Source organism: Nitrosovibrio sp. Nv17, assembly GCF_900119085.1.
In the GTDB taxonomy this organism is placed as follows: Bacteria; Pseudomonadota; Gammaproteobacteria; order Burkholderiales; family Nitrosomonadaceae; genus Nitrosospira.
This window is the reverse complement of record NZ_FPIQ01000018.1, coordinates 1-15637: the sequence shown is the minus strand read 5'-3', so window position 1 is coordinate 15637 and position 15637 is coordinate 1. Positions and strand designations below refer to the sequence as shown.

General features: G+C 61.9%; 14 protein-coding genes and 3 tRNA genes. 9 read left to right on the top strand and 8 right to left on the bottom strand.

Features of this window, described 5'->3' with window-relative positions:
- Positions 1–4 precede the first annotated feature (4 nt).
- The 7 genes from BT108_RS10180 to BT108_RS10150 all read right to left on the bottom strand — a co-directional run bounded on the left by BT108_RS10180 (position 5) and on the right by BT108_RS10150 (position 7998).
- Positions 5–1768 (bottom strand): ABC transporter ATP-binding protein, encoded by a 1764-nt coding sequence (locus tag BT108_RS10180; RefSeq protein WP_072294425.1) that lies wholly within the window; start codon positions 1766–1768, stop codon positions 5–7.
- A 91-nt stretch (positions 1769–1859) separates the two neighbouring features.
- Positions 1860–3047: a serine palmitoyltransferase gene (locus BT108_RS10175; RefSeq protein ID WP_177257301.1), complete on the bottom strand. Its 1188-nt coding sequence runs from the start codon at positions 3045–3047 to the stop codon at positions 1860–1862.
- Positions 3044–3298 carry an acyl carrier protein gene (locus BT108_RS10170; RefSeq protein ID WP_072294424.1) on the bottom strand — a complete coding sequence of 85 codons (255 nt, stop codon included), beginning with the start codon at positions 3296–3298 and terminating at the stop codon, positions 3044–3046. Before BT108_RS10170 ends, BT108_RS10175 begins: the two co-directional genes overlap by 4 nt.
- A 29-nt stretch (positions 3299–3327) precedes the next feature.
- On the bottom strand, positions 3328–4248 hold the full coding sequence (locus tag BT108_RS10165; RefSeq protein WP_072294423.1) for an NAD-dependent epimerase/dehydratase family protein: 921 nt from the start codon (positions 4246–4248) through the stop codon (positions 3328–3330).
- A 7-nt stretch (positions 4249–4255) separates the two neighbouring features.
- A complete protein-coding gene (locus tag BT108_RS10160; RefSeq protein ID WP_072294461.1) occupies positions 4256–6082 on the bottom strand; it encodes a fatty acyl-AMP ligase in 1827 nt (608 codons plus the stop codon).
- A gap of 434 nt (positions 6083–6516) precedes the next feature.
- On the bottom strand, positions 6517–6864 hold the full coding sequence (locus BT108_RS10155) for a SpoIIAA family protein (RefSeq protein WP_072294422.1): 348 nt from the start codon (positions 6862–6864) through the stop codon (positions 6517–6519).
- Between the two features lie 30 nt (positions 6865–6894).
- Positions 6895–7998, bottom strand: coding sequence for an aromatic ring-hydroxylating oxygenase subunit alpha (locus BT108_RS10150; protein ID WP_072294421.1), 1104 nt, complete (start codon positions 7996–7998; stop codon positions 6895–6897).
- 459 nt (positions 7999–8457) lie between these two features.
- On the opposite strand from BT108_RS10150, the gene BT108_RS10145 reads away from it, so the two are divergent.
- The 7 genes from BT108_RS10145 to BT108_RS10115 all read left to right on the top strand — a co-directional run bounded on the left by BT108_RS10145 (position 8458) and on the right by BT108_RS10115 (position 12994).
- Entirely contained in the window at positions 8458–8733 is a 276-nt protein-coding gene (locus BT108_RS10145; protein ID WP_072294420.1) for an exodeoxyribonuclease VII small subunit, read from the top strand.
- The gene (locus BT108_RS10140) at positions 8723–9616 is read left to right on the top strand and encodes a polyprenyl synthetase family protein (RefSeq protein WP_072294419.1); all 894 of its coding nucleotides are present in this window, start codon (positions 8723–8725) and stop codon (positions 9614–9616) included. The genes BT108_RS10145 and BT108_RS10140 overlap by 11 nt, the downstream gene beginning before the upstream one ends.
- Before the next feature lie 109 nt (positions 9617–9725).
- Positions 9726–11570, top strand: a complete 1845-nt coding sequence (gene dxs / locus BT108_RS10135) for a 1-deoxy-D-xylulose-5-phosphate synthase (protein WP_072294418.1) — start codon at positions 9726–9728, stop codon at positions 11568–11570.
- Between the two features lie 157 nt (positions 11571–11727).
- Positions 11728–12531, top strand: coding sequence for a GTP cyclohydrolase FolE2 (gene folE2, locus BT108_RS10130; RefSeq protein WP_072294417.1), 804 nt, complete (start codon positions 11728–11730; stop codon positions 12529–12531).
- Positions 12532–12654: 123 nt separating this feature from the next.
- A tRNA-Pro gene (locus tag BT108_RS10125) sits at positions 12655–12731 on the top strand.
- A 43-nt stretch (positions 12732–12774) separates the two neighbouring features.
- Positions 12775–12851 (top strand) — tRNA-Arg (locus BT108_RS10120).
- Positions 12852–12919: 68 nt separating this feature from the next.
- Positions 12920–12994 (top strand) — tRNA-His (locus BT108_RS10115).
- Between the two features lie 96 nt (positions 12995–13090).
- Here the strand turns inward: BT108_RS10115 and BT108_RS13580 are convergent.
- Positions 13091–13387 (bottom strand): hypothetical protein, encoded by a 297-nt coding sequence (locus BT108_RS13580; protein WP_143142467.1) that lies wholly within the window; start codon positions 13385–13387, stop codon positions 13091–13093.
- A gap of 102 nt (positions 13388–13489) precedes the next feature.
- Between BT108_RS13580 and epsA the strand changes: the two genes are divergently transcribed.
- Entirely contained in the window at positions 13490–14266 is a 777-nt protein-coding gene (epsA, locus tag BT108_RS10110) for an XrtB/PEP-CTERM-associated transcriptional regulator EpsA (protein WP_072294416.1), read from the top strand.
- Between the two features lie 64 nt (positions 14267–14330).
- The coding region (locus BT108_RS10105) for an undecaprenyl-phosphate glucose phosphotransferase (protein ID WP_255369632.1) at positions 14331–15637 on the top strand (1307 nt) is incomplete at its 3' end.

The window sequence follows — 15637 nt, the reverse complement described above, 5'->3', positions numbered from 1 at the left end:
ATCGTTATTGCCGCTTCCGATTGGGTGGCTGCCAAGCGTGATCGGAGGCGATATCCAGGAGCGCCGGGGAGTCTGCGCCGTTACCGGGCTGCAGCCGTTGCGCGGTTCCCTTGGAAAGGGTATAGACAGTGTGCGCCGCAGTGACCACCGCAGGCTGGTGGGATACGGCGATGATGGTCAAGTTCTCCGCCAGCCGTTGCAGTGTTTCGCAGATGATCTGTTCGCTGTGCGGATCCAGTGCGCTGGTCGGTTCATCCAGGAGCAGAAAGGACGGCTGATGTGCGAGCGCCCGGGCGATGGCGATGCGCTGTCGCTGTCCGCCTGACAGCAGTCCCCCGCGTTCGCCCACGACGGTGCGCATGCCCTCCGGCAGGGCGCTGACGAAATCCCAGGCACCCGCCTGATGCAATGCCCGCTCCGCATCCCCCGCGTCAAGGTCGGGCGCGCCCACCAGTATATTGTTGAGAATGGTGTCATGCAGCAGGATGGTCTCCTGGGAGACGTAGCCGATCATGCGCCGCCATAGACGCAGGTTGATATCCTGCAGGGGGACGCCGTCTATCAGGATCTCTCCTGCTTTGGGTTCGGCCAATCCGCAGAGCAGATCCAGCAGCGTGCTTTTTCCGATTCCCGACGTGCCGGTGATGGTCGTGAAGGATTTCACGGGAATGTCGATGTGGAGATCCCGGAATATCACCTTGCTGCCGTAGTCGAAGTCGATGTGCCTCAGGCTGATCTCCTGCTGCAGGGTGGGCTGCAGCGTACCCGTCGTCCTTTCGGCGGCTGCCTGGGCCTCCTGGGTGGCTGCCCGCATGGCCCAGTAGGCGCTTTCCTGGGCGACGAGTTGCTGGTAGCGCCGCTGGGTCTTGTTGAGCAGGCCGAGCACCCGGGTCAGCAGAAAGACCATGACCATCACCTCGGGCAGGGACAGCTCCCAGATGACGAGTGCCAGATACAGGCCGCTCGCCGTGAGCGCGGCGAGTATCGGTTCCTGTAGCGCCATGAGGGCTTCCCGGCTCATGACCTCCCGGCGGGTAGCTCTCTCCAGCTGCTGGGTCTGATCGCGCAGGATGGCGTCGGCCACATTGTCCCGCGCCATGGCCTTGAGAGATTTGACGGAGCTGAGCACGTCGGAGAGATAGGTCAGCAAATGACGTATCAGGTGCGTCTGCTTGGAGCCCGCCTTGCGCGTGGCCCGCACGAGGCGATGCAGTACCAGCAGCAGCAGCAGGCCGATGACGAGCGAGGTGAGCGTCGCCTGCCAGGAGATGAAAAGGGCGACGACGGTATAGACCAGTACCTGCATCGCCAGAGCGAGGACATTGGCGCTGTGTTCGAAACCGTTCGCCGCCCGGTAGGCTTCGGTGGCGACTGAATTGGCGAGCGAGCCGATGGGCTGGCGCAGGTAGTATTGCCAGCGGCTGGCGAGCAGCGCCTTGATGAGTTCCAGGCGCAGGGTGGTGGCGACGTGGGCCACGGTATAGCCGACCTGCCGGTTGGCCAGCAGCAGGATCAGGCTCTTGACGAGCATGCCACCGACGATGATCAGCAGCATGGCCCCTATCGTGGGCTCGATCCCGACTTTCTGCAGCACGCTGACGATGACTCGGCCAATGTCCGAGTCTCCCGTTCCCCCGATGGCGGTCGACAGCAGGGGAAGCAATGCGGTGAGGCTGAGCCCTTCGGCGACGCCCGCAGCCAATAGCGCCATCAGCACGTAGGCGCTGCGTCGCGGGAAGACCATGCTGTAGGTCAGAAGGGTGCGCATCCTGCTTCGGAATCAGGGACGGCAGAAGCCCGATCGTTGCCTGGAGGACCGGCGCGCCAGGGGCAGCCAGGGCATCTGGCGGCAGGAATTTTCATGACATGGCCGTGGCGCGCAACTCGGCAAAGACCCGCCCGGCAAAATCCATCTGATCGCGGGTATGGGCGGCACTGACGCTGCACCGTACCAGCGATTTTCCATCCGGTGCAGCGGGAGGCAGCATCAGGTTGACGTAGATGCCGTGTTGCAGCAGGCCGCTCCATAACGCCAGCGCCTGCTGCGGCGTATCCAGTATCGCGGCGACGATGGGGCTGGGCTCCGGCCCCAGCCGGTAACCGAGCTCGTGCAGGCGGGAATAGAGTCGGTGGGCATTGCTCCAGAGCTGTTCGCGCAGCGTCGTTCCATCGCGCAGCAGACGAAGCGCCGCCCGGGTGGAGGCGATGGTGGCCGGTGAGGGCGAGGCCGTGAAGATATAGGGACGGCTCACGTAGCGCAGTTGATCGAGCTGGGGATGATTGCTGATACAGTATCCGCCGATGCCGCCCAGGCTCTTGCTGAAGGTGCCGGTGATGAAATCGACTCCCTCGATCAGGCCGGTTTCCTCTACCAGGCCCTGCCCGGTTGCGCCCAGCACACCGAGGGAGTGAGCCTCGTCCAGCAGCAGCACGCTGCCGTAGGCGTCCTTCAGGCGGACCATGTCGGCCAGCGCCGCGCGATCTCCCAGCATGCTGTAGATACCCTCGGCGACGATCAGGGTCGAGCGCGACCGTTCGCCCAGGCGGCGCAGCCGCTTGTCCAGATCGGCCATGTCGTTGTGGCGGAACCGGATAATCTCGGCACCGCTCAAGCGGCAGCCATCATAGATGCTGGCGTGGGAATCGGCATCGATCAGGATGACGTCCCCTGCGCCCGCCAGGCAGGAAATCGTGGCGAGATTCGCTTGGTAGCCGGTAGTGAAGACGATGCACGACAGGACTCCGTAGAATTCCGCGAACTCCCGTTCCAGCGCCCGATGGCCGCCGTAGCTGCCGCTGGCCATGCGCGAGCCGGTGGTGCCGGTGCCTTCGGCGTCGAGCGCCTCGTGCGCAGCTTTCAGGCACTCGGGCGCGAAGGTCAGGCCCAGATAGTTGTTTGTGCCCAGAAAAAGGATGCGGCGCCCGCCGATCTCGGCTTCCGTCGTGGAGTGGATCTGTCCCACGGGAATGCCGAAGACGTCCATGCCTTCGGGTAGCAGGGCTTTTCTCGCCGCCGCCACCGCATCCAGCTTGTCCAGGAGGCTCACCGTGCCTCCGACCTGATGCGCAGAATCAGGTTCGTCAGTTCGTCCACCGTCTGCACGTCCGCAAGCGCGTTGATCGGGACCGAGATATCGAATTCATCCTCGATTTCCATGACCAGGTTCAGCAGCTTGACGGAATCGATCGCGAGTTGCTCGATGAGATCGGTCCGGGGCGTGATGTCCGCGTCAGACGGGGAAAGCTGCCGGAGGTGGTGGCAGAGTTTCTGGAGGACGTCTTCGTAGTCGCTGGCCATGATGGATGCCGGGTCGGGTTTCTGATGGATTATATCGCCTGGGACAGGGCATCCTGCAGGCGAATGCGGGGTTGCCAGCCCGGAATTGCACGAGTCAGCGGTCCGATGTCGCAGACCCAGTCCGGGTGGCGCAGTTCCCTCACCTTTCCGGGAGTCAACATGGGCGCATAGCGCAGCCGCCGTGCCAGCCACAGGTTGGCGTGAGCTATCAGCGAGACCAGCGGAGCCGGGAGGAACAGGCAGCGTACCGGCCGTTTCCACGTATCCTGCGCGATGCGGGCGACCGCACGACTGTCGTAGCCTCCCGGCAGACCGTCGTCGAGTTCGTATATGCCCTGAGGCGGCGGTTGCGTTGCAAGCCAGCAGCGTATGGCCGAGACCAGGTCGTCGACGTGCAGCAGGCCGAAACGCATCGTCACCGGGCCCACCATGGGCAGAATGCCGTGCCGCGTAAGCCTGAAGAGCGGGCTCATCTCCTTGTCGCCGGGACCGTACACCGCCGTCGGACGGAAAACCGCGCAGGGGATGGCACGCGTGTACTCATTCACCAGTTGCTCGGCCATGTGCTTGCTGGCAGCGTACCATGAAAGCTCCGGTTGCCGGGCAGCCAGGGAGGAGACGAGAAGGAAGCGGGATGGCGGGACTGCTTGCTCTATCGAAGCCAGCACGAGATTGCGCGTGCCGGTGACATTGGTCGCGATGAAATCTTCCAGGGATCGCCCTCGCACCCGTCCGGCGCAGTGAACCACGGCGGACACCCCTTCGACCAGCCGCCGCAGCGCATCCTGGTCGTCCAGGTCACCCTCGATCCATTGCACCGAATTGTCGATCGCCCTGCGAGGACTGCGGGTCAATGCCCTGATCTTCCATCCACCCTGCGTCAGGGATTCCAGCAACGCACCGCCGATGAAGCCGGTGGCTCCGGTCACCGCCACCCATGAGCCCGACATAGATCGATTACTTGTCCCCCGACTCGGCGGATAGCTGGTCCGTCAGATTGGTGCGCTGAATGAAGCCCTGGCGTGCCGCGAAGCGCGACAGCTTTCCGGACGAGGTGCGCGGCAATGTATGCGGCGGCACCAACTCGACCAGGCAATTGACGCCGAACGCCATGTACACCTGCCGCTGCAGCCGGCTGATGAGGGATTGCCGGTCCGCCGCGGAGGTCAGGCGGCACTCGATGACCAGTACGATGGTGGTCACATCGCTGGTATCGGTGATGCCGAAGGCGGACGCTTCCCGGGTTCTGACTTCCGGCTGCTGCTCGGCGAGTTCCTCGATATCCTGCGCGCGGATATTGCGACCGTTGACGATGATGACGTCGGTACGGCGACCGGTGACATACAGGTCGCCTTCGAAGATGAACCCCAAATCCCCGGTATCCAGCCAGTTTCCGGGGAGGAGGGATCTCTGGCTGTCCTCAGGGTTGTTGAAATAGCCGGCCATGATGCTGTTGCCATGCACCAGCACACTGCCCACCCTCAGATCGGGCACGGCCTGCCCGGCTTCGTCGACCACCTTGACGATATGTCCGGGCAGCGGGCGGCCGCAGTTCACGAATTCGCTATACTTCCTGCCTTCCACCTGGAGGCGTACCGCCATCTTCTTGTCTACCAGCGTCCCGGCATCCACACGCAGGCTGTCGAAGCCATGGCCGACCTTGGAAAAGGTGACGGCCAGCGTCGATTCCGCCAGCCCGTAGCAGGGCAGGAAGGCGCGCACGTCAAAACCCGCCGGGGCGAATTTCTCGGCGAAGTTCCTCAGGGTATCCGGCCGTATCATCTCCGCACCGACACCGGCAGCCCGCCAGCAACTCAGGTCGAGTTCCTCCAGGTCGGAATCGCGCACCCGCAGCGTGCAGAGCTTGAGTCCGAACGGCTGGCTGAACGCGACGGTGGCACGATTGCGGCTGATCAGGCGCAGCCATTGCAAAGGCCGGATGGCAAAGTCGCGGGTGGCCAGGTAATCGACCGACACTTGTGCCACCATCGGGGCCATCACCATGCCCACCAGCCCCATGTCGTGGTAGAAGGGCAGCCACGAGGCACTGCGGTCGCCGGGGCCGATCTCCAGGCCGTTGCGCACGATTCCCTGCAGGTTGCTCATGAGCGCCCGCTCGGTGATGATCACGCCGCGCGGCGCGCGCGTGCTGCCGGAGGTGAATTGGAGGTAGGCGACTTCATCCGGGTGGTTTTCAAGCAATTCCACTTGCGTGGCCGGGCGCTCGCCCAGTTGCTCGGGTGTGCCGACCCACTTCAGCCTTTCGGATCCGGCAGCGGCTTCGGCAAGAAAGCCCACATAGTCAAGGTTGGCCAGCGCGGCGGCGGCCTGGCCGCTTTCCAGCATTCCCCTGAGCTGCTGCACATAGACCGCGTGGCTGCCAAGATTGACCGGAACGGGCATCGCAAAGGGAACCAGCCCGGCATAGCGGCACGCGTAGAACAATTCCACGAATTCCGGTGTGGTATCGGCGATGAGGGCAACCCGGTCGCCGCGAGTCATGCCGAGCCCCGCCAGACGGCGGGCCTGCGCGCGCGCGTTGTGTCTCAGGGCCCGGTAGGGCAGCACCGAGCGCAGATTTCCCCTGGCATCGTAGAAGTTGTATCCGGTTTCTCCGGTCGCTGCGTATTCCAGGGCCGCCGTGAGCGTTTCGAAGTCGGCCAGCCTCTGTGGCTGGGTATTGGAGGTGGGAGTGGGCGCAAGCGCCACCGCAAGCTCGTCTGACGATCGAAGAGCAGACGCTTGTGCCAGCGGAGCATTTAACTGCGCTATTGTTGAACTCAAGGTCTTCTCCTCCAAATGAATGGTACTGGCCATTATTTCTTATTTAAATTCAATAATGATGGGTTCCGGTCGATACGAGGGGTCTTCGTTTCCGAATTATCTGCTCCATCCCTACCGAAACAATGTGGAAGCCAGTCGGGTCACGCCGGTTCTCAGGCCGATGCCCGGGCGTTCCAGTGCCCGAATGTCCTTGGCCCTTCACATATGTGTACAACAAACATAAGGAGAGGCAACGGGCTCCATTTTGGACGAGTTGTGGATCAATATAAAGAAATTTTGGAGCAGAAAGGCGGAATGTGTAGTTTTTTTGCAACAATTCCTCCCGGTGACGCGGGGGCGGCAGGGCTTTCGGTGCAGACCGCCATCCGGTTCCTCCGCTGGCCAGGAGGACTGGACTTGCCGCGTGCCCGGTTGCCGCAGCACGGCTTTTTCCCCTATCGGTCAGTCACCCACGCATTGGCGCTGTCGTAGTCGCTGAACACCCGGACACTGGCATTCATGAAAAGATTGGACACCCAGGCCCCCCACGCCTGCCATTGATCGTCGGTGATGATCGCGATCCGGTCGAATGCGCTGCCATGTTCCCGCATGAACCGGATATCCTCCCAGGCGACGTCGACGGTGTAGTCGAGCATGGCACGCCAGTCCAGCAGCAGATTCAATCGGCCCTCGAACCGGGACTTGTAGACCACCTGCTCCTCGAATTCCCTGTAGTCGGCCAGAGTGAACTCACCATATATGGTGGCGGATATCAGATTTCCGGTTTCCTCGATCGTGATCATGGGCGGGTTGTCCGTGGATGGGGGATACGGCTAAACAAAGGGCTCGATCCTGCGCTTCAGGAACTCATGGAAATGCACCATCCCGTCCTCCATGGGCGACTGGTACGGTCCGGTCTCACTGATGCCCTGCGCATGCAGGGCGCGCCGCCCGGCGGTGATCAGCCTGCAGATTTCATCATCCTCCGCGGCGGTTTCATGATAGGCGGACTGCTCCGCCTCGATGAATTCGCGTTCGAACAGGGCGATGTCTTCCGGATAGTAGAATTCGACGACATTCGTGCAGCGCTCCGGCCCCCTCGGCAGCAACGTGCTGATGATCAGCACGTGCGGGTACCATTCCAACATGATATTGGGATAATAAAGCATCCAGATGGCCCCGTGGGCCGGTATTTTTCCCTGGGTCTGGAGCAGCAGCTGCTCATGCCATCTGGCATAGACCGGCGTGCCGGCATGGGCGAGCCCGGCGTGGATCCCGACCGTCTGCACGCTGTACCAGTTTCCGAACTCCCACTTCAGGTCGTTGGTGTCGACGAAGTTGCTCAGCCCGGGATGGTAGGTCTCGACATGATAGTCCTCCAGATAGACCTCGATGAATGTTTTCCAGTTGCAGGCATATTCGTCTATCTGCACCCGTTCCAGCACGTGCCCGGAAAAATCGAAGTTCTCCAGCACCTTCAAATCAGCCATATCGCGGGCCACATCCCGGCTCCCCGTGAAGAGAAGCCCGTTCCAATTCTGCAGCGGCGTACTGCCAAGATCGAGGCAGGGTTTTTCCGGGAAATGGGGAGCGCCCAGCAGCGTGCCGCGCATGTCGTAGGTCCATCGGTGGATGGGGCAGACGATGTTGCGGGCGTTGCCGCGGCCTTGCAGCAGCAGCGATTGCCGGTGGCGGCAGACGTTCGACAGCAGTTCGATACCGCGTTCGTTGCGCACCAGCACCCTTGCGTTCTCCATCCATTCCAGCACGTGGTAGTCCCCAATATTGGGCAGCATGATCTCATGGCCGACGTACCCTGGCCCCTGATCGAACAGGAGATGTTTTTCCAGTTCCAGAATGCGCGGGTCGAGATACCAGTCCGTCGGCAGGGATGTCGATGCACGCGTCAATTGCGAGACGTCAACGATATTGGACATATCGGGTATTTTTTCTCCTTTTCACGAAGGTTGAAATATATCCTTCATTTTAACCCAAATCGGCCGGCCGGCCGCTGATTTATGGATTCAGTACCATGATTCATAACACGATTTCTCAGGGTCGGCGCAAGGATCGGCGGGTGCTCCGCCAAAGGCCGGTTTACCTTGCGGGTCCCGCCTCGCACGGATCGTGTCGCAGACGCCGGGTGCCATTCTTCCGTGCTCCGGGTACCCTCCGGCTGTTTGCGGCTTCGTATCGAAGGATCGATTCCTGTTATACAGGGGTAAAGGATGATGTAGCGCAAGCGTATCTTGTTTCTTCGGGAATGAACGGTAGGGAAGGATCGGCTGCACCGATCCCGCCTCGTGCGATTTGATTGACCTGACCCCGCTTGATGCGTTATTTTTAGAGGTTTCCAGTGGCGTATCCCTCCCTGCGGACATCGTATCTTGGTTATCATGACTCAACCTGCAAAGCCCGCGGATCCAGCCAAGCCGTTCCAGGAGTCCTCGCCGCCACCGAACTTCGAAGCGGCGCTGGCGGAACTGGAGAGCATCGTCACGGAGATGGAAGCCGGGCACCTGTCGCTCGAGTCTTCTCTCTCGGCCCACCGGCGTGGCACGGAACTGCTGCACTACTGTCAATCCCGGCTGCAGGATGCGCAGCAGCAAGTGCGCGTGCTCGAGGCCGACGTGCTGAAAAACTTCTCCCAGACCGGTGGCGATGACCGCTGATTTCCAGGATTGGGCGAGTAGCCGCCAGGCGCGCATAGAAACTTCCCTGCAAACCCTTCTTCCCGCTGCCGATGTGCCGCCCGAGCGCCTGCACGACGCGATGCGCTATGTGTCCCTGGGCGGGGGAAAGCGGGTACGTCCGCTGCTTGCCTTTGCCGCTGGCGAACTCGGTGAGGCCGATGAAGAGCGCGTCACCATCGCGGCGGTAGCGGTGGAATTGATACACGTCTATTCGCTGGTGCATGACGATCTCCCCTGCATGGATGACGACGTGCTGCGGCGGGGAAAACCCACATGTCATGTAAGATACGACCAGGCGACGGCGCTGCTGGTGGGCGACAGTCTGCAAAGCCTGGCATTCCAGCTGCTGGCCGAGCATCACCTGGCGGATGATGCCGATACGCAGCTGGAAATGGTGAAACAGCTGGCGCAGGCGGCAGGCTCGCGCGGCATGGCGGGCGGCCAGGCGGTCGATCTTGCCAGTGTCGGCAAGAGCCTGACCCTGCCCCAGCTGGAATTCATGCATATCCACAAGACCGGTGCACTGATTCGTGCCGCAGTCATGCTTGGAGCGCGTTGCAGCAACACCCTGGATGAGGATAGCCTGCAGAAGCTCGATCATTTCGCCAAGTGCATGGGCCTTGCGTTCCAGGTGGTGGACGATCTGCTCGATGCCGAAGCGACCACTGCCACACTGGGCAAGACGGCGGGCAAGGATGCCGAGCGCAACAAGCCTACCTACGTCAGCATCCTCGGCAATGCACCGGCCCGTGAACTGGCGACGGAGCTGAGGCAGGACGCATATCGGTCGCTGGAATCCTTTGGCGAGGGTGCACGGCGATTGCGGGAGGTGACGGATTTCATCATTCACCGCACGTTCTGAACCCCGGCAACGCTCGGAGCGAACAGGCACTATATAATAAATAACAGGCGTCTGCGCATCCCCGAAAACCATGCCACGGATGACAGGCGCCAACTAGCGGATGAGTTAAATGTACCCACTGCTCGATACCATCGATACCCCTTCGACGCTGCGCAAGCTGGAGCGCAAGGTATTGCCCCAGCTTGCGGATGAGTTGCGCCGATTCCTCGTGGAATCGGTCGCCAGAACCGGTGGACACCTGTCGTCCAATCTGGGAACGGTGGAACTGTCCATTGCGCTGCACTACGTCTTCAACACGCCCCATGATCGCCTGGTGTGGGACGTGGGCCACCAGACCTATGCCCATAAAATACTGACCGGCCGCCGCGCAGGCATGAACAGGCTGCGCATGCAGGGCGGCGTGGCAGGATTCCCCAGGCGCGACGAGAGCGAGTACGACGCGTTCGGTACGGCGCATTCCAGCACGTCCATCAGCGCCGCGCTCGGCATGGCGGTGGCGGCGCAGCAGGAAGGGAAGGGGCGGCGCGCGGTAGCCGTGATCGGCGATGGAGCCATGAGCGCCGGGATGGCGTTCGAGGCCCTGAACAATGCCGGCGCCATGGATACCAACCTGTTGGTCATCCTCAACGACAACGACATGTCGATCTCGCGTCCGGTCGGCGCGCTCAACAACTACTTGGCGCGGCTCATGTCCGGACAGTTCTACGCAACCGCCCGTCGTGCCGGCGAAAAGATGCTGGGCGTGGTGCCCCCGGTGCTGGAACTGGCCAAGCGCGCGGAAGAGCACGTGAAGGGCATGGTGACGCCCAGCACCCTGTTCGAGGAGTTCGGCTTCAACTACATCGGCCCCATCGATGGCCACGATCTCGACATACTGGTGACCACGCTCAACAACATCAGGCATCTCAGCGGCCCCCAGTTCCTGCACATCGTCACCCGCAAGGGAGCGGGCTACAAGGCGGCGGAAGAGGATCCCATCCTCTACCATGGGGTCTCGAGGTTCAATCCGGAAGCCGGCATCGTCTCCAAGCCTGCGGACAAGCCGGCCTACTACCAGATCTTCGGGGACTGGCTGTGCGACATGGCGGCGCTGGACGAGCGCCTGGTCGGCATCACGCCGGCGATGCGCGAGGGATCGGGGCTGGTGAGATTTTCCGAGAAATACCCGGATCGCTATTTCGACGTCGGCATTGCAGAGCAGCACGCTGTCACCTTTGCGGCGGGTCTCGCATGCGAGGGAATGAAGCCGGTGGTGGCCATCTATTCCACCTTCCTGCAGCGCGCCTACGACCAGCTGATCCACGACGTCGCGATCCAGAATCTGCCGGTAGTATTTGCAATCGATCGTGCCGGGCTGGTAGGGGCGGATGGTCCCACCCATGCAGGCAGCTTCGATCTGACCTACCTGCGATGTATTCCGAACATCACGGTGATGACGCCCGCGGACGAAAACGAGTGCCGGCAGATGCTCTACACCGCGTTTCAGATGGACACGCCGGCGGCGGTGCGGTATCCCCGCGGCGTGGGAACCGGCGTGGCGCCCGACAAGCAGATGCAGGCGCTGCCGGTGGGCCGCGGCGAAATACGCCGCAACGGGGAAAAGATCGCCATCCTGGCTTTTGGAAGCATGCTCAAGCCCGCCCTGGAAGCGGCGGATGAACTGAACGCGACCGTCGCCAACATGCGATTCGTCAAGCCCCTGGACGCCGATCTGGTGCTATCCCTGGCTCAGCGTCATGAGCTTCTGGTGACGGTCGAGGAGAACACCATCATGGGGGGCGCGGGTAGTGCGGTGCTGGAACTGCTTGCCGCCAGGGGCCTGGCCGTTTCCGCCCTGCAACTCGGGTTGCCGGACACATTCATCGACCAGGGTGATCCGGCCCAGATGCTGGCCGATTGCGGGCTGGACAAGGCGGGGATCATCAGATCCATCGCAGCGAGATTTTCCGGGTAGCCGGCTTCATCGATCCGGCTGCCTTGTCTCGACTTCCAGTACCTCCTGTTCCGCTTCTGGACCCGGGAATTCGTCCCGGCTTCCGTTGCGGCCGCAGCCCATGCCGGCTGGGGGCCGTGCAGCGGCATACCGTGTGAGGCCTTTCGCCGAAAGGATCATGACCGACACCAGCGTTTCCATCTCGGATGTCCAGGGCGCTTCGGATGCCCGCCGCATCGCCATCGACGAAGTGGGCATCCGTGCGCTGCGCCATCCCGTGACGATCGTGGACCGCCATGGCGGCCGGCAGCACACCGTCGCCGTGTGCAGCCTGCACGTCGGCCTGCCCCACAGCCGCAAGGGTGCGCACATGTCCCGCTTCGTCGAAGTGCTGGCCGCCCATGGAGACGATGTTTCGGTCGTCTCCTTCGAGCACATCCTGCGTACCGTGATGGTTCGACTGGAAGCCGATTCCGGGGGCGTCGAGATCGTCTTCCCCTATTTTGTCGAGAAGGTGGCGCCGGTTTCCCGGTTGAAGAGCCTGCTGGACTATGAGGTAACCTTTGCCGGCGAAATCCGGAACGGGAAGTACACGTTCACGATGAAGGCCGTGGTGCCGACCACCAGCCTGTGTCCCTGCTCCAAGGAGATCTCGGCCTATGGCGCGCACAACCAGCGTTCCCATGTCTCGATCTCGATTCAAGGGAACCGTCCCGTATGGGTGGAGGAGCTGATAGACCTCGCGGAAAGCCAGGCGTCGTGCGGACTCTATGGCCTGCTCAAGCGGGCGGATGAAAAATACGTGACCGAAAAGGCGTACGACAATCCCAAATTCGTGGAAGACACGGTGCGCGACATTGCCGCCGTGCTGGACCAGGATGAGCGTGTCGATCGTTACACCGTGGAGTCCGAGAATTTCGAATCGATCCACAATCATTCGGCCTACGCACGCATCGAGCGGGACAAGTCGAAAAGTGCATGAAGCATGGCGTGCGGCCGCACGCAGATACCCGTCCCGACAGGATTTCGGAAGCATGCGCGGGACAGATGCGAACTGCTTTGAAATTGACCTTTGACGGCTGGAAAGGTATAGTAGCGCCCTTTCCGGGGTGTAGCGTAGCCTGGTAGCGCGCCTGGTTTGGGACCAGGATGTCGGGAGTTCAAATCTCTCCACCCCGACCACCGGCCATTCCCTGCCAGCACGGGGCGAAATCCGATTTGAGTGGTGCCCGTAGCTCAACCGGATAGAGCACCAGCCTTCTAAGCTGGGGGTTACAGGTTCGATTCCTGTCGGGCACGCCATCGGCGTTCTCCTGCTTTCGGGCGAAGAGGCGCAGAGGCGGAATTCAGGTCATGCAGTCTTGCAGATGGTGGCTGTAGCTCAGTGGTAGAGTCCCGGATTGTGATTCCGGTTGTCGTGGGTTCGATCCCCATCAGCCACCCCACGACCTTCAAGACGCATCAGCGGACAAGACCTGGCCAAGCGACAGCCTTTTCCTGAATCCGCCTTATTCCAGTTGCCGAACCTTTCTCCCCTTCATTCATAGAGTTTCGAGCCTTCCTTTTTCCGCCACTCCTGTTCTTCCGTCTCGTCTTTTTTGAATGGTTGCAGTTTGGGTGTCTCCTTTTAGAGACATTCGAACCGATTTTTCGCGGTGGAATACTGCCTCATGCGACGAAAAATCCGCCCGCTCCCGGTTGAAAGTAACAACTGCTGCCGATTTCAGCTGCAGCTGAATACATGGCATGAATATTGCTTGATAGTTCAATGCGTCAGAACCCCGGCCTATGTTAGGCATCGTACAGATTTTGCCGGGAAGAAAATGCTGAATAAGCATCGGGATATTATGGGAAGGTATTGACGTCGCTGTCGTGCTGATCCGCCGAGAGGGTACGGATGCATCGATCTTCCCCTCGCATAAAAAGAAACCAAGAACGACATGGATAAATTCTCCTCACTTTCTGCCGATCACCTTCGGCGCTACGCGCGCATCATCCAATCAGGCATCGCCGTCCGCGGTCATTTCGACCTGCTGAGATGGCTGCAGGGCGAAGTGCAGCACTACCTGCCGCACGAGATCATGCTGGCTGCCTGGGGCGACTTCGATTCGGGAAACCTTCATTGCGACATCGTGTCGGCATTGCCCGGCGTCAGGACGGATGGCCTGCACTTGCAGCACCTGCTGCCGCTGCTGCGGAAGTACTACAACCTGTGGAACGGCTCCGGGAGGAGCGCTTGCGTACAGAATGTCCGATCTGGTATGCTGGGCAGCAGTGGCAGTCCGCAGTGTTCTCTTGGCAAGGCGCTGCGTGGGATGCGCAGTGCGCTGCTGCACGGCATCAGCGACCGTCGCGGGCGCCACGACTGCCTGTACGTGATCTTCAGTTCGCGCGACACGCTCGATGGCGGCACGCTTGCCGCCATGGAGATCCTGCTGCCCTACCTCGACACCGCCCTGCGCGGCGTGGCGCCCCTGCCGCAGCGCACCTATCTGCCGGAAGGCGCGCAGGAGACCGAGCACCACGGACTGAGCGAGCGCGAAAGCGAGATCATGGACTGGGTCAAGCTGGGCAAGACCAATGCGGAGATCGGCAGCATCCTCTCCATCAGCGCCTTCACGGTGAAAAACCACATGCAGCGCATCTTCAAGAAACTGGACGTCTACAACCGGATGCAGGCCGTATCCAAGATCGAGCGCAGCCTGAGCCATGGCTGAAGCCAACCCGGCCTTTTCCGCCTCCCGGGTCTCGGCGCGCGCCGAGGAACCGCTGGGCAACAACATGCTCAGCGCCGTGGAGGCCATGCTCGACCCCTCCATGCTGGCGCTGTCGCTGTGGCTGATCGGCGTGAGCATCGAGGGCGAACTGCAGCCCCCCTACCTGATCCTGGCGGTGATCGTGTTCTCGATCACCTTTCCCGGCACCTCGCGCCTGCAGTTCTCGCTCAAGCGCCTGGTGTTCGACGTGCTCTACAGCTGGTTCTGGGTGATGACGCTGCTGCTGCTGCTGGGCATCGCCACCGGCTACGTGCACGAGTTCTCCCACCAGGCGCTGGTCGCCTGGCTGTGGCTGGCGCCCTTGAGCCAGATCGGCGCCCACCTGGTGCTGCGCGCCGCCGCCCCCACCCTGCTGGCGCTGCAGGGGCCGCCGCAGCGCGCCATCATCGTCGGCCTGAACGACCAGGGCGCCGCCCTGGCCGGGCGCATCCACAAGGCGCGCTACTCCAAGATCGCCCTGTCGGGCTTCTTCGACGACCGCAGCCCGGATCGCCTGAGCCGTGCCGAGGACAGCCCGCTGCTGGGCAGGCTGCACGAACTGCCGGGCTTCGTCAAGACACAGCGCATCCAGTTCATCTACCTGTCCCTGCCCATGGCCTCACAGCCGCGCATCCTGCACGTGCTCGACGAACTGAAGGACACCACCGCCTCGATCTACTTCGTGCCCGACATGTTCGTCACCGACCTCATCCAGGGCCGCAGCGGCACCGTCTGCGGCACCCCGGTCATCTCCGTGTGCGAATCCCCCTTCACCGGCTCCAACGGCTTCATCAAGCGCGCCAGCGACATCGTGCTCTCCCTGCTGATCCTCGCCCTCATCTCCCCCCTGCTGCTGCTCGTCGCCCTCGCCGTGAAGCTCGACTCCCCCGGCCCGGTCATCTTCAAGCAGCGCCGCTACGGCCTGGACGGAGAGGAGATCCTGGTCTACAAGTTCCGCTCGATGCGCGTGTGCGAGGACGGCGAGACCATCCGCCAGGCCAGCCGCGAGGACAGCCGCATCACCCGCGTCGGCGCCTTCCTGCGCAAGAGCTCGCTCGACGAGTTGCCCCAGTTCATCAACGTCCTCCAGGGACGCATGAGCATCGTCGGCCCCCGCCCCCATGCCGTGGCCCACAACGAGACCTACCGCAACCTCATCAAGGGCTACATGATCCGCCACAAGGTCAAGCCCGGCATCACCGGGTGGGCGCAGGTCAACGGCTACCGCGGCGAAACCCGCACCCTCGACAAGATGCAGGCTCGCATCGACCACGACCTCGACTACCTCAGGAACTGGTCCCTCAAACTCGACCTCCATATCATCCTGAAAAC